This is a genomic window from Heterorhizobium halophytocola (assembly GCF_017873095.1).
In the GTDB taxonomy this organism is placed as follows: Bacteria; Pseudomonadota; Alphaproteobacteria; order Rhizobiales; family Rhizobiaceae; genus Allorhizobium; species Allorhizobium halophytocola.
This window is the reverse complement of record NZ_JAGGJU010000001.1, coordinates 1-12595: the sequence shown is the minus strand read 5'-3', so window position 1 is coordinate 12595 and position 12595 is coordinate 1. Positions and strand designations below refer to the sequence as shown.

Genomic DNA, 12595 nt, shown 5'->3' with positions numbered 1-12595 from the left:
GCCTCACGCCCCCATCAGCATGCTGCCGTCGATATCGGCAATCGCAGGGCGGCTGCACAGGCCCATGGTCACGTCCATTTCCCTGCGGATGATGTCGAGCGCCAGCGTCACGCCCGGCTGGCCCCGGGCGGCAAGCCCCCAGAGGAAGGCACGGCCGATGAAGGTGCCCTTTGCGCCGAGCGCCAAGGCCCGTAGCACGTCCTGGCCGGAGCGGATACCGCTGTCGATGAAGACCTGTGTCCTGTCGCCGACGGCCGAGACGATGGCGGGCAAAGCGGAGATGGTCGAGGGCGCGCCGTCGAGCTGGCGTCCGCCATGGTTGGAGACGATCACCCCGTCGGCGCCGGCATCGACCGCGGCCAGCGCGTCGTCGGGGTCGAGCACGCCCTTGACGATCAAGGGGCCGCCCCACTGTTCCTTGATCCAGGCGACATCGGCCCAGGTCAGGCTGTCGTCGTGCTGGCGCATCGTCCAGTCGTTCAGGGTGGCGAGATCGGTCACCTCCTTCACATGGCCGTAGATATTGCCGAAGGTCCAGCGCCTCGTGGTCGCCATGTTGAGGCACCAGCCCGGCCGCATGGCCATCTGCATCAGGTGGCGGGGGATCAGCCGCGGCGGGGCGCTCAGGCCATTGCGCCTGTCCTTGTGCCGCTGGCCCATCATCGCCAGGTCGACGGTCAGCACCAGCACCGAGCATTTCGCCTTGCGCGCCCGCTCGATCAGCGCGCGGACGAAATCGCGGTCGCGCATCACGTAGAGCTGGAACCAGAAGGGCTTCGTCGTGTGCGCCGCGACGTCCTCGATCGAGCAGATGCTCATCGTCGAGAGGATATAGGGCACACCATAGGCTTCCGCGGCCTTTGCGGCGAGGATCTCGCCGTCGGCACGCTGCATGCCGCAAAGCCCGGTGGGCGCCAGACCGACCGGCATGCTGACGGGCTCGCTCATCATGGTCGAGGCCTGCGAGCGGCTGGAGACATCGACCATCACCCGCTGGCGAAACTGGATCGCCCGAAAGTCCTCCTCATTCGCCCGGTAGGTGGATTCGGTATAGGAGCCGGAATCGACATAGTCGAAGAACAGCTTCGGCACGCGCCTGCGCGCCTGTTGCTTGAGGTCGGCGATTTCAAGGACGGGGGGCATGGGCAGGGGATCCGGACAGGGGAGGGAGAGGGTCAGAAATGCTCGCCGGACCGGAACGGCCCGACGCGGATGCCGGCGGTGACGAGATAGGCGGTGGACCAGCCGATCAGCAGGAAGCCGTTGATGCCTTCCAGTGCGGCCAGCATCCGCCATTCCTCCGGCGGCACGATGTCGCCATAGCCGACGGTGGAAAAGGTGATGGTGGCGAAATAGAGCGCGTCGGCGAAGCTGCCGGTGAAGCCGATCAGGTGGTAGCACATCGCCCAGAACCAGATTTCCGCCGTCAGCACGCCGAAGACGCCGAGAACCACCGTGTTCATCGCCAGGATGCGGCTGCGATGCTGGCGGTTGCGAAACAGCGCGGTGATCCGGCCCATGGCATAGGTGATGCCAATCAGGCCGAAGGTGTGGATTACCACCGTTACCGAGATCATCAGCGTGCCGAGGCTCAGATTGACCAGCATCAGTCCGTCCCGCCGGCCACGCTCTTCATCGGCCGGCCCGCCACATAGGTTTCGGCGATCGCCCGGTCGTCCCCGAGCGCCTGCAGCAGGAACAGTTCCTCGCCGATCGATCGCACGGTCTCCATTCGCAGCTTCATCGCCGGGGTGGCGGCGGAATCGACGACGATGAAATCGGCGTCGGTGCCGGGCTCCAGCGTGCCGATGCGGTCTTCCAGCGACAGCGCCTCGGCATTGCCGCGGGTCATCATGTAGGCGCTTTCCAGCGGGTTCAGGCGCTCGCCCAGCAACTGCTGGATCTTGTAGGCTTCATCCAGCGTCTTCAGCATGGAATAGCTGGTGCCGCCGCCGATATCGGTGGCGACCGCGATCCTGAGTGGCTTGTCGCGGCGCTGATATGTGCGCATCGGAAACAGGCCGGAGCCGAGGAAAAGGTTCGAGGTCGGGCAGTGGACCAGCACCGAGCCGCTGTCCGACAGCGCATCCGCCTCGCGTTCCGACAGGTGGATCGCATGGCCGAACAGGCTCTTCTGCCCGAGCAGACCGTAGCGATCGTAGATATCGGTATAGTCGGCCGCGTCCGGGTAGAGCGAACAGGTATAGGCGATCTCGTCGCGGTTTTCCGACAGATGCGTCTGGATGTAGAGATCGGGGAATTCGCGCGCCAGGGTCTGCGCGGCGCCCATCTGCTCCGGCGTCGAGGTAATGGCAAAGCGGGGCGTGATGGCGACATGGTTGCGGCCGCGGCCATGCCAGTCGGCGATCACCTGGCGCGTCTCGTCATAGCCGATCTGTGCGGTGTCCAGCAGGCCCTGCGGTGCGCCGCGGTCCATCATCACCTTGCCGGCGATCATCAGGCTGCCACGCTTCAGGCTCTCGGCGAAGAAGGCGTCGGCCGAGGCCTTGTGCACCGAGCAATAGGCGACCGCCGTCGTCGTCCCCTGACGGAAGAACTCGTCGAAGAACTGCGTGGCGATCCGGGTCGCATGCGCGGTCTCGACGAAACGGCATTCCTCCGGGAAAGTATAGGTGTCCAGCCATTCCAGCAGGTTGGCGGCGTAGGAGCCGATCACCTGCATCTGCGGGAAATGCACATGGGTGTCGATCAGGCCGGGCAGGATCAGGTGCGGACGGTGGTCGATGACCTCGACGTCGTCTGCCGCGTCGGCCCGCACTGCCTGGAAATCCCCCATGGCGACGATCATCCCGTTCTCGACCAGCAGGCCGCCATCTTCCTCGAAGAGATAGCTGTCGTGATCATGCGCATCGCGGGGCGCGCGGCGAAAGGAGAGCAGCCGGCCACGGTAGAGGGTCGATGTCATTGCGTGGTCTCGTCCTGCATTGCGCTTTCATACCAGGCGGTCAGCACGGCCCTTTCCCTGAGTGTGACCTCGGTCACATTGCCGGGCGGCATGGCGTGGCTGCGGCCGGCCTGCAGATAGATCTCGCGCGCATGGGCGGCGATCTCGTCGTCGGTCTCGAACATCACGTTTTTCGGCGCCCGGGCGACCCCGTCCCAGACCGGTTCGGCCGCATGGCACATCGAACAGCGCGACTGGATGACGTCGCGGGCCGCATCGAAATGGGCGTCGGCCAGAAACCGCTGCTGCGTCGGCGACAGCGCGGACACCGCGTCTTCCGGCACGTCCGTCTTCACCGTCGACAGCCAGGCAATCACGATGAACAGCAGCAGCGTGACGATCCAGGTCCAGGTCGGGCGTCCCTTGCGGGCGTGGGTGGTGTTGAACCAGTGGCGGATGGTGACGCCCATCAGGAAGACCAGCGCCGCGATGATCCAGTTATAGGCCGTGCCGAAGGCCAGCGGATAATGGTTGGACAGCATGAAGAAGATCACCGGCAGGGTCAGGTAGTTGTTGTGCAGCGAGCGCTGCTTGGCGATGCGGCCATATTCCGGGTCCGGCTTGCGCCCGGCGATCAGGTCGGCAACGACGATCTTCTGGTTGGGGATGATGATGAAGAAGACGTTGGCCGACATTATCGTCGCGGTAAAGGCGCCCAGATGCAGGAAGGCGGCGCGGCCGGTGAAGACATGCACATAGCCCCAGGCCATGGCGACCAGCACCAGATAGAGCACCGCCATCAGCCCCCAGGTGCTGTGGCCGAGCGGCGACTTGCAGAGCAGGTCGTAGATTACCCAGCCGAGCGCCAGGGACGCCATGGAAAGGCCGATCGCCTGCCAGGGCGCGAGATCGAGCACATGATGGTCAATGAGGAAGAGATCGGCGCCGCCATAGTAGACGACGCAGAGCATGGCAAAGCCCGAGATCCAGGTGATCCAGCTCTCCCATTTGAACCAGGTCAGATGTTCCGGCATCGAGGCCGGCGCCACCAGATATTTCTGCACATGGTAGAAGCCGCCGCCATGCACCTGCCACTCCTCGCCGGAGACGCCGTCGGGCATGCCGTCGCGCTTGGTCAGGCCGAGATCGAGCGCAATGAAGTAGAAGGAGGAACCGATCCAGGCGACGGCGGTGATGACGTGCAGCCAGCGCACGGCAAAGGCCAGCCATTCCCAGGCGATGGCGAATTCATACATCGGGCACCTCTTTTCCTGCCGTCCACCGGCTAACCTTGTCCAAGAATGCCGGCCAAGGAAAGAGGGGAGTGCCGCATTTCACCGTTTCGCCGCCGTCGTCAGGGATATTCATTGTGCATTGCGATATCCCGGGGATTTGCAAGCGGCCATTATTGTTTTAGCCTATTCTGATTGTGCAGTTCCGCCAGAAGGTGGTTGCGTTGATGGCGGAGGTTTCCAAGGGAGACACCGCCATGCGTGTGCTTTTGACTGCCGTCCTCTCGCTCTGCGCATCCAGCGTTCCGGCCCATGAGGCGCGGACCGGCTGGCGCTACGATTCCTATTGCTGCAACGGCGACGGCCATAGCGGCGACTGCCAGCAGATCCCCTCCAAGTCCGTCAGCATCATCCAGGGTGGCTACAAGGTGACGCTGGCGCCCGGCGATCACCGTCTCGCCACCCATGCCCACATCTTCCACGGGCCGCAGGATCGTGCCCGCAAGTCGCATGACAGCGAATACCATCTCTGCCTGTTTCCCGACGAGAATACCCCGCGCTGCTTCTATGCGCCGGATATGGGGTTTTGAGCAGCAGCAGCCTCTTGCCGCAGGCCTCTAGCCGAAACGCTGAGGATCGATGCCGACCTTGCGCAAGCTGTCTTCGAGCGGTTTCAGGTGGGAGCGGAAGGTTACCGAGCGCTTGTCCGGTCGGCGGTCCAGCGGCTGGCGCACCTGGGTGGCCGACAGGGTCTTGACGCTGCGCTCGGTCTGTTCGAACGACAGGCAGGCCTCGTTCCAGTCGAGCCCGCAGAAGGCGAGCAGCCGGCGGGTCTCGCCTTCCTGGTCGGCGCGCAGGCAATCGAGGTCGAAACGCAGGATATGGGCCTCGCCGAGCACGGCGTCCCAATGGCGCATCAGCTCGACATAATTGCCATAATATTCGCCCAGATCGTTCAGATCATTGGCAAAACGGTTTCCGTCCGAGCCGAACATGCTGGCATAGATCGACATGCAGGTTTCGATCGGCTTGCGGGTGCAGTGAATGATCCTCGCTGCCGGAAACAGAGTCTTGATGATGCCGATGAAGCGAAAATTGAGCGGCATCTTGTCGGTGACATGGGGCGCGCCGCCGCGCTGCGCCGCGATCGTGTGCAGATAGTCCTGCGCCATCGCCCGGGCTTTTGGAGAACCGGGCACAAAGCCCTCGAGCGAAAGTGCCCCGTCGCCCGATGACGTCAGATACCGGCCGACAAGCCGCACCATGTCCGGCCGCTCGCCGGCGCCGTGGACGTCCGGATGGCTTGCCAGGATCTGTTCGGCCAGCGAGGTGCCGGAGCGCGGCATGCCGACGATGAAGATCGGATCGCCGGCGGCTGTCGCCGGCAGCCCGTCGAAAAAGCCCGCGTGGAAATGGGTCTTCAGGGCCGCGAATGCCTGGCGCTCGGGCTCGGGGTGATAGGGTTGGCGCGCGCGCATCAGCGCGTTGCCGCGTTGCAGCCAAGCAAAGGCCCTTTCGATCGCGCCGCGCTTCTCATGGGCGCGAAACAGCGCGAAGGCCAGCATGGTCCGCTCGTTCGGATCGTGGGCAATGTCGGCATAGCTCTCCATCAGCTCGACATGCATGTCGCTCGGCCGATAATGGGGGGCGTGGACGAGATTGTAATTGGCCTCGCCGTCGCCGGGCCGCAGCGCCAGCAGCCGCTGCCAGAGATCGTCTGCCCTTTGCGTGCAGCCGCGGTCGCGCTTCAGCACGGCCAGCGCGCGGATGGCGGCGGTCTCGTCGGGCGCATGCGTGAGCGCGCGTTCCAGCACGCTCTCCGCCTCGGCATCCTCGCCGAGATCGACGAGGATGCGGCCGAGATTGGCAAGCACCGAAGGATTGTCGGGCGACATCGCCAGGGTCTGGCGCATGACCGGCAAGGCAAGCTCGGTCAGCCCCTGCTCGTAGAGCGCCACACCCTGCAGGAACAGCAGCTCCGGCTCCGTCGGCGCGGCGGCGACCGCCTGGCTCAGAAGGTTTGCTGCCCGCGCATGATCGCCCCTGGCGCGCGCCCCCAACGCCTGCCGCTTCAGCGGTTCGGTCGTCGTCGCGAAGGCTTTCTGCGGACTGTCCGCCATCTGCGATCTGGCGGGGCTCAGCTGCTTCAGCAGGTCGAGGGCGGCCGTCGGGCGGGAGGGATGCATGGGGACAATCAACGCCTTTGCGGATGGACAGGGATGATAACACGACTAGCGCGCGGGCCTTGATCCAGGCTGTCGTGGCCCACGGCAAAACAGGTCGGCACGAGGCCCCGAGAGAATCCGATGGCCACGGGCGGCCGGGATGCCGTCCGGCCAGTGCCGCCGCCGGTTTGCGCACCTTCGCCGCGCGTCAGCGCCTGTCTCCCCCACCGATCGATGTGCTCACCACGGTCGCAGGGGGCTAGTCCGCGATTTCCGGCAGCAGGCCGAGCAGCCAGTCGCGGAATGCCCGGATCTTCGGCGCATTGTGCCGGCTTTCGGGATAGACGAGCCAGTAGTCGCGGCCGTCATTGCAGGTGAGTGCGAAGGGTTGGTAGAGCCGGTTGGCGGCGACATCCTCGGCAAAATGCTGCGGATTGAGGATCGCGACCCCCTGGCCGGCCACGGCCACGCCGGCGTCGATCAGCTGCGTGCCGAACTGGTTGTGCGGCAGGTGGTCAAGCGCGCTGGCATCGGCGCCGGCCGTCTCGAACCACTGTTTCCACCAAAGATCGCCGGCGCTCACGACCGGCAGGGCCAGGAGATCGGCAGGTGCCGCAAGACTGCCGGGTGGTGCGAGCGCCGGGCTCAGCATCGGGGTGAAATCGAGCCGCATGATCCGGTGGCGGCGCATTGCGGGCCAATCGCCCTTGCCCCAGCGGATCGCCACGTCGCCGGTCTCGCGGCTGAAATCGACGGTATTGGAAGAACTCTCGATCCGCACCGCGATCTTCGGGTGCTGTAGCTGGAAGGCGCCGATATGGCGCGACAGCCATTGCTGGGCGAAGGTGGCGGTCGAATGGATGGTCAGCGTCTCGCTCGCCCGGGCGCCGACCGCCGATATCGCCTCGAACATGGCGTCGAAGGCGATCCGGATGCGCGGTGCCAGTTCGGCGCCCGCTTCGGTCAGCATCACCTGGCGCGGCCGCCTCAGGAAAAGCGGCACGCCGAGCGCCTGCTCCAGCATCTTGATCTGATAGCTGACGGCGGTCTGGGTGAGCCCCAGTTCCTCTCCGGCCCGCGTGAAGCTCAGGTGGCGGGCAGCCGCCTCAAAGGCGCGCAGGGCGTTCAGCGGCAAGTTCGGCAAGGCGCTCATGAATGAAATTCACTGATCCATACAGACGAATGTTTCGTTGGAAACATAGCGTAATCCCGGGCAATACACTTTTCCAGTCATCAAATCATTGCCGGCTCCAGCCGGGAGAGGAGCATGCCGTGATCCATGGCCTGCAGGGGTTTCTATTGTCGTTTTTCCGTCCGGCCGGCACAGCCGCTTGCGATCGCCACTCGCGCCAGGCGCGCACCCGACTTGCCGAACTGGACGCGCATGTCCGGCGCGATATCGGGCTGGAGGAGGGCCGCGCGCGCCGCGCGCACGGTGGCGGGGCGACGGAGGAGCCCTGGTACCCGATCGAGGGACCGCCACCTTGGCTCTGATCAGGCTCCTTGGTGCGCCCCTGCCATCTTCTGGTCCGCCATCCAGTCGCGGAACAGGCGGATCTTGGCGGCGTTGCGGCGCGCCTCGGGATAGCCCCAGCAATAGTGGTGGCCATCGCGGCAGACGAGATCGAAGGGCTGGTACAGGCGGTTCAGGGCCATGTCGTCGGGATAGAGTTCCGGCGTCAGGATCGCCACGCCGCTGCCGTTGACGGCAGCCTTTGCCTCGAAGGCCTGGACGCCCATCTGGCTGCGTGGCCGCCCGCTCAGGTCCACGTCCGGCAGGCCGGCCGCGGTGAACCAGGTCTTCCACCAGGGATCGCCGGGATCGATGATCCTGAGCTTCAGCAGGTCTGCCGGCGTGTGGATGCCGCCGACGCTGTCTGCCAGTGCCGGCGAGAGCATCGGCGTGAAGGTCACCGGCAGGATGCGGTGACTGACGATGCCCGCCCGGTCGCCCCGCCCAGGGTAGAAGACGACGTCGATATTGTTCTTTGCCGGATCCGTGGTCTTGTTCTCGACGCTGAGCCGCACGGTGATGTCGGGATGCCTGACCTGAAAGACGCCGATGCGATGGGCGAGCCACTGCGAGGCGAAAGTGGGGTTGGCGTGGATGTGCAGCACGGTCTGGCGCTCCGTGGCAAAGGCGGCGAGCGCCTCTTCCAGCGTGTCGAAAGCCTCGGTCACCTTCGGCGCGAGGGCCGCTCCGGCTTCGGTCAGCACCACCTGCCTGGGACGGCGCAGGAACAGCGCTTCGCCGAGCCGCTCCTCCAGCAGCCTGATCTGGTGACTGACGGCCGTCTGGGTCATGCCGAGTTCCGCGCCGGCTTTGGTGAAGGACAGCTGCCGGGCCGCGGCCTCGAATACCTTCAGCGCATTCAGCGGCAGTTGCCGGGTCAGCTTCATGCATAAGTCCTACTCATCCATGCAGGCGAATGTTTCATTGGCAAGCTATCGCAGCAGCGACCATTTTGTCCCAGCAAACATGAATTCAAGTCAACGTAATAGAGGATGGGAGCGTGTCATGACCCATGATCTGCATGGATTTCTGTCGGCTTTTTTCGGCCACGCGCCGGCAAGCGACGGGGAGAGCCGGCGCGTCTCCGGCCGGCGCGTCGTGCTGGAGGAGCTGAGCCTGCATCAGCGGCGCGATATCGGGCTTGCCGAGGGGCGACCGCTGCGGGGACGGGGCCGGGAGGCGGAGGCAAGTGACGCCGCGACGCCGTTCGCGGGTGGCCGTTCTCCGCTGCGCTCCGGGCTCTGAGGCTCGCAAAGGCCCGGTTCTGCCGCCTTCACAGCGGGGTCGATGCGCCTGCCTTGACCTGTCGCGATGATGAAAGTGTCTCATTCTGATGCGTCGCGCGCCTTCTGATGCATCGCGCGCCGGTTTATGCGCAAGTAGTCTTGATTGATGCATCCAAATCGCTGCGCCTCATCGCAATCCGATTGAATAGCCCCAGCCTGAACGCATCTTGTCGAAGATCGGATGTGCGGCATGGACGATGCCATACGTGCCTTTCTGCCGGAATTGTTCCGTCCCTTGGCACGGGGCTGGGTGCCTGGAAGGGCAGTTTTATCGGCTGGCGCCGGTAGAAAATCGAGCTGGACGTGCTGCCACTGCAGCGACGACGCGAACCGGGGATTGCCGAGGGTCGTCCGCGCCGCGGCCGACCGGAAAGCGACCGGCGGCCTGTCCGCGCCGTGGATTTTCCCGAACAGGGTCCTTTCCTGGGACCGCTTCAGGCCGGGCGGTTCCTTATATCCTCGGCAATCCTTCTGCTGATCCAGTCGACAAAGGCACGGATCTTCGGTGCATTGCGCTGGCGCGTGCGATAGGCGAGCCTGATCGGGTGGGGCGCCTGGAGCGTCAGTTCGAAGGGCTGGACGAGACGGCCGGTGGCCAGTTCGTCGGGCACGAAGAAGGGACAGATGATCGCCACGCCCTGGCCGGCAAGGGCTGCGCTCGCCTCCAGGTCCTGCGAGGTAAAGACATTGCGGTCGCTGGTCGCCGGCACAGGCAGCGTGACGCCGGCCGCCTCGAACCAGGTCCGCCACCATGCATCATGGGGGCTGATCAGCGGCAGCCGCAGCAGATCGGCCGGTTCGCGGATCCCGCCGACGCTGGCGGCGAGGGCCGGGCTGAGCAGCGGCGTATAATAGGGATTGATCAGGTCGACATAGGAGATGTCGGGCTCGTCGCCCGGCTCCCAGTAGATCGCCACATCCGCCTCGAGGCTGCGAAAGTCGGGGTTCCGTCCGCCGAGACGCATCAGCGAGACCTCGATGTCGGGATGCTTCAGCTGGAAATCGCGCAGGTGCCGGGCAAGCCAGTGCGAGACGAAGGTCGGGATCGCCTTGATCTCCAGCGTCCCGTCGATCGTCTTACGGGCGCGGCCCATCGCCTCGCCGAGGAGATTGAAGGCGTCCGCCACCTTGGGCAGCAGGTCCTCGCCGATCTCGGTCAGCGCGATTTGGCGTGGCTTGCGCACGAAGACCGGTGCGCCGAGATAATCCTCGAGCAGCCGGATCTGGTAGCTCACCGCCGTCTGGGTCATGCCCAGTTCCTGGCCGGCGCGGGTGAAATTCTGCAGCCGCGCGACGGCCTCGAAGACCCTGAGGGCATTCAGCGGGAAGGTGCGGGACAGTTTCATCGATAAGTTCTCTTGATCGATGACGACTGTAGTTGAATTGGAATTTCCCTGCAATCCAATGCTTTGTAGGACGCATGTGACATCGATGTTCAACCGTGATGTGGAGGCGACCATGCCCGCCGCAAATGCTGATGCCATGTCTTTCGTCATGTCCCTTGGCCGGGCGGTCTCGGCGTTCTTGACGCCGCTTTGCAAGGGGCGCCTGCGCGCCATGTCGACCGGCAGGTTGCGGCTGTTGCGCGGTCGGCCCGCCATGGTCGGCCGCCGCGACAGGATCGCCGACCTGCCGGACGCGCTGCGCCGCGATGTCGGCCTTTGCGCGCGCCTGCCGCGCAACCGGCGGGACGCCTTCTGGCAGACGGCATCCCGCCGCCCGGCCGGCCGCTATCACCGCTGAGCGGTACGGGCGAGGAGTTGCGCCGACGTCCTGGTTTTTCGCCGCGGGTGGCACATTGTGTTGCCCGGCATGGGCTCTGCGGCTCTTGCCCCCGCTGCTTCGCCGTTCCCTTGATCGTAGGCTACAGGACTGCGGCGCGGTAATCGGGCTTTCCACGCCCTGTCGCTTAACCGCCGGGGCGTCGTCCGGCAGGTGGCGTCGCGTCGTATGTTGGGCGCGATCGCAACGGAGCGGTGAGCGCGCCGCTGGCCGGATCGGTTCTCGACGGGCCGTCGCGGCTGCGACATGTGCCGCATGACCGGCGGCTGCCGCGAGAGGGCTTTCGGCCCGCGCGCGTTCGAAGGAGCATCAGGAACTGTCTGTCAGGAGCGTTGCGATCAGTTCGGCTGCCACCAGGGCCGCAATCACCGCCGGGCGCTTGTCGCGCACGGCGCTGCCGCCGATCGGCAGGACCAGACGGTCGATCAGGCCGGGCGCTGCCGCCTCGCGGGCGAGCCAGGACCGGAAGGTGGCGCGCTTGGTCGCCGAGCCGATCATCCCGACATAGGGGAGATCCGGACGTTCCAGCGCCGCCCGCCCGATCAGGAAATCGAGGGCATGGTCATGCGTGAGGATCACCGCGGCGCCGCCCGGCCGGATGCCGGCGACTTCGGCCTCGGGCATGGCCACGGTCCGCAGCGGCATGCCTTTAGGCAGGTCCGCCGGATCGATGCGCCGGGTCTCGACCACGGTGACGGCAAAGGGCAGGGGGCGGAGGGCAGCTGCCAGCGCCAGCCCGACATGGCCGGCCCCGAACAGCCACACGTCCCGCCGGAGCGCACGCTCGGCCTGCTGCCGTGATGCGACCTCCGCCGCCACGGCTGCATCGACCGGCCGGAAGCCGAGCACGGTGCGCCCGCCGCAGCACTGGCCGATCTCGGGGCCGAGCGGAATGTCGAGCGTTCCGCTCACTGCCTCGCCCGCCAGCATCCGGCGCGCATGGTCGATCGCCATGAATTCCAGCTGCCCGCCGCCGATCGTGCCCGAGATGCCGCTGTCTGAGACCAGCATGAACGCCCCGGCTTCGCGCGGCGTGGAGCCCAGCGCGGTGAGGATCTCGACCAGAATGGCGGGGCTTTCCGCCCGGGCGGTCTCGGATTGGCTCAACGGTCCCCCCATCGTCGCGCGGGCGTCCTGGACATCTCGGCCAGACACCCCCCTCTGTCGCTCCGCGACATCTCCCCCTCAAGGGTAGAGATCAGTGGAGCTTGCTGCGGCTGCTGTGTCTTTCGGCGGGGCGGGTGCTGGCTGCTGCCCCAGCTTTCATCGCGCTTTTCAACAGAGGTTATTTCGACGCCTCCTCCGTCCGCACCGCTCATCCGCCTGCCGAGCCGCTGCCGCCAGCCGATCTCCCCCCTTGAGGGGGAGATGCCCGGCAGGGCAGAGGGGGGTAGCGGGGCACGCTGACGGTTCCCGCTTCGCGCTCCCTTTGCTTCTGGTCGCCAATCCGAAGCGGCAGTCTTTGTGGCGAGGCACCCCCCTCTGTCCCTTCGGGACATCTCCCCCTCAAGGGGGGAGATCAGTGGAGTCCGCGGCGACCACTGCGTCTTTCGGCGGGTGGGGTGCTGGCTGCTGCCCCATTCACAGCTCCAGGGTTCGCCATCGCAATTGGCAATGGAGGTTATTTCGACGCCTACACCGTCCGCATCGCTCATCCGCGTGCCGAGCGGCTGCCGCCAGCCGATCTCCCCCCTTGAGGGGGAGATGCCCGG

13 protein-coding genes are annotated in these 12595 nt (G+C 65.7%); 4 read left to right on the top strand and 9 right to left on the bottom strand.

All coding sequences use genetic code 11. The features are described 5' to 3' along the window. Nucleotides 1–3: 3 nt before the first annotated feature. From J2Z17_RS00065 to puuD, 4 genes are read right to left on the bottom strand one after another with little or no spacing between them, the layout of a single operon-like run. Complete coding sequence (locus tag J2Z17_RS00065) at nt 4–1143, bottom strand: alpha-hydroxy acid oxidase (RefSeq protein ID WP_209941092.1); 1140 nt, start codon at nt 1141–1143, stop codon at nt 4–6. 32 nt (nt 1144–1175) lie between these two features. Next, complete coding sequence (locus tag J2Z17_RS00060; RefSeq protein ID WP_209941091.1) at nt 1176–1607, bottom strand: potassium channel family protein; 432 nt, start codon at nt 1605–1607, stop codon at nt 1176–1178. Then, entirely contained in the window at nt 1607–2926 is a 1320-nt protein-coding gene (guaD, locus tag J2Z17_RS00055; RefSeq protein WP_209941090.1) for a guanine deaminase, read from the bottom strand. Before guaD ends, J2Z17_RS00060 begins: the two co-directional genes overlap by 1 nt. After that, on the bottom strand, nt 2923–4161 hold the full coding sequence (puuD, locus tag J2Z17_RS00050) for a urate hydroxylase PuuD (RefSeq protein WP_209941089.1): 1239 nt from the start codon (nt 4159–4161) through the stop codon (nt 2923–2925). The genes guaD and puuD overlap by 4 nt, the downstream gene beginning before the upstream one ends. A 233-nt stretch (nt 4162–4394) precedes the next feature. Here puuD and J2Z17_RS00045 point away from each other — a divergent pair, with 233 nt between their 5' ends. Further along, nucleotides 4395–4727: a hypothetical protein gene (locus tag J2Z17_RS00045; protein WP_209941088.1), complete on the top strand. Its 333-nt coding sequence runs from the start codon at nt 4395–4397 to the stop codon at nt 4725–4727. A gap of 27 nt (nt 4728–4754) precedes the next feature. Here J2Z17_RS00045 and J2Z17_RS00040 read toward each other — a convergent pair whose 3' ends face one another. Beyond that, nucleotides 4755–6323: a tetratricopeptide repeat-containing sulfotransferase family protein gene (locus tag J2Z17_RS00040; RefSeq protein WP_209941086.1), complete on the bottom strand. Its 1569-nt coding sequence runs from the start codon at nt 6321–6323 to the stop codon at nt 4755–4757. Nucleotides 6324–6561: 238 nt separating this feature from the next. Then, the gene (locus J2Z17_RS00035; protein WP_209941084.1) at nt 6562–7455 is read right to left on the bottom strand and encodes a LysR substrate-binding domain-containing protein; all 894 of its coding nucleotides are present in this window, start codon (nt 7453–7455) and stop codon (nt 6562–6564) included. 119 nt (nt 7456–7574) lie between these two features. Between J2Z17_RS00035 and J2Z17_RS00030 the strand changes: the two genes are divergently transcribed. After that, nucleotides 7575–7796 (top strand): hypothetical protein, encoded by a 222-nt coding sequence (locus J2Z17_RS00030; RefSeq protein WP_209941082.1) that lies wholly within the window; start codon nt 7575–7577, stop codon nt 7794–7796. Here the strand turns inward: J2Z17_RS00030 and J2Z17_RS00025 are convergent, their stop codons facing one another. Then, nucleotides 7797–8702, bottom strand: coding sequence for a LysR family transcriptional regulator (locus J2Z17_RS00025; protein WP_209941080.1), 906 nt, complete (start codon nt 8700–8702; stop codon nt 7797–7799). A 118-nt stretch (nt 8703–8820) separates the two neighbouring features. On the opposite strand from J2Z17_RS00025, the gene J2Z17_RS00020 reads away from it, so the two are divergent. Then, complete coding sequence (locus J2Z17_RS00020) at nt 8821–9060, top strand: hypothetical protein (protein ID WP_209941078.1); 240 nt, start codon at nt 8821–8823, stop codon at nt 9058–9060. 475 nt (nt 9061–9535) lie between these two features. Here the strand turns inward: J2Z17_RS00020 and J2Z17_RS00015 are convergent, their stop codons facing one another. Further along, nucleotides 9536–10447, bottom strand: a complete 912-nt coding sequence (locus J2Z17_RS00015) for a LysR substrate-binding domain-containing protein (RefSeq protein WP_209941076.1) — start codon at nt 10445–10447, stop codon at nt 9536–9538. Between the two features lie 112 nt (nt 10448–10559). Between J2Z17_RS00015 and J2Z17_RS00010 the strand changes: the two genes are divergently transcribed. Continuing rightward, nucleotides 10560–10844 carry a hypothetical protein gene (locus tag J2Z17_RS00010; protein WP_209941074.1) on the top strand — a complete coding sequence of 95 codons (285 nt, stop codon included), beginning with the start codon at nt 10560–10562 and terminating at the stop codon, nt 10842–10844. A gap of 348 nt (nt 10845–11192) precedes the next feature. On the opposite strand, the gene xdhC is transcribed toward J2Z17_RS00010, so the two are convergent. After that, nucleotides 11193–11990, bottom strand: a complete 798-nt coding sequence (gene xdhC / locus J2Z17_RS00005; RefSeq protein WP_245223778.1) for a xanthine dehydrogenase accessory protein XdhC — start codon at nt 11988–11990, stop codon at nt 11193–11195. Between the last annotated feature and the right edge of the window lie 605 nt (nt 11991–12595).

What these genes read in the sequence shown, in the direction of transcription:
- J2Z17_RS00040 (WP_209941086.1), bottom strand. Translation starts at nt 6,323, where the DNA reads ATGCATCCCTCCCGCCCGACGGCCGCCCTCGACCTGCTGAAGCAGCTG.
- J2Z17_RS00065 (WP_209941092.1), bottom strand. Translation starts at nt 1,143, where the DNA reads ATGCCCCCCGTCCTTGAAATCGCCGACCTCAAGCAACAGGCGCGCAGG.
- J2Z17_RS00025 (WP_209941080.1), bottom strand. Translation starts at nt 8,702, where the DNA reads ATGAAGCTGACCCGGCAACTGCCGCTGAATGCGCTGAAGGTATTCGAG.
- J2Z17_RS00020 (WP_209941078.1), top strand. Translation starts at nt 8,821, where the DNA reads ATGACCCATGATCTGCATGGATTTCTGTCGGCTTTTTTCGGCCACGCG.
- J2Z17_RS00060 (WP_209941091.1), bottom strand. Translation starts at nt 1,607, where the DNA reads ATGCTGGTCAATCTGAGCCTCGGCACGCTGATGATCTCGGTAACGGTG.
- J2Z17_RS00045 (WP_209941088.1), top strand. Translation starts at nt 4,395, where the DNA reads ATGCGTGTGCTTTTGACTGCCGTCCTCTCGCTCTGCGCATCCAGCGTT.
- J2Z17_RS00010 (WP_209941074.1), top strand. Translation starts at nt 10,560, where the DNA reads ATGCCCGCCGCAAATGCTGATGCCATGTCTTTCGTCATGTCCCTTGGC.
- J2Z17_RS00035 (WP_209941084.1), bottom strand. Translation starts at nt 7,455, where the DNA reads ATGAGCGCCTTGCCGAACTTGCCGCTGAACGCCCTGCGCGCCTTTGAG.
- guaD (WP_209941090.1), bottom strand. Translation starts at nt 2,926, where the DNA reads ATGACATCGACCCTCTACCGTGGCCGGCTGCTCTCCTTTCGCCGCGCG.
- puuD (WP_209941089.1), bottom strand. Translation starts at nt 4,161, where the DNA reads ATGTATGAATTCGCCATCGCCTGGGAATGGCTGGCCTTTGCCGTGCGC.
- J2Z17_RS00015 (WP_209941076.1), bottom strand. Translation starts at nt 10,447, where the DNA reads ATGAAACTGTCCCGCACCTTCCCGCTGAATGCCCTCAGGGTCTTCGAG.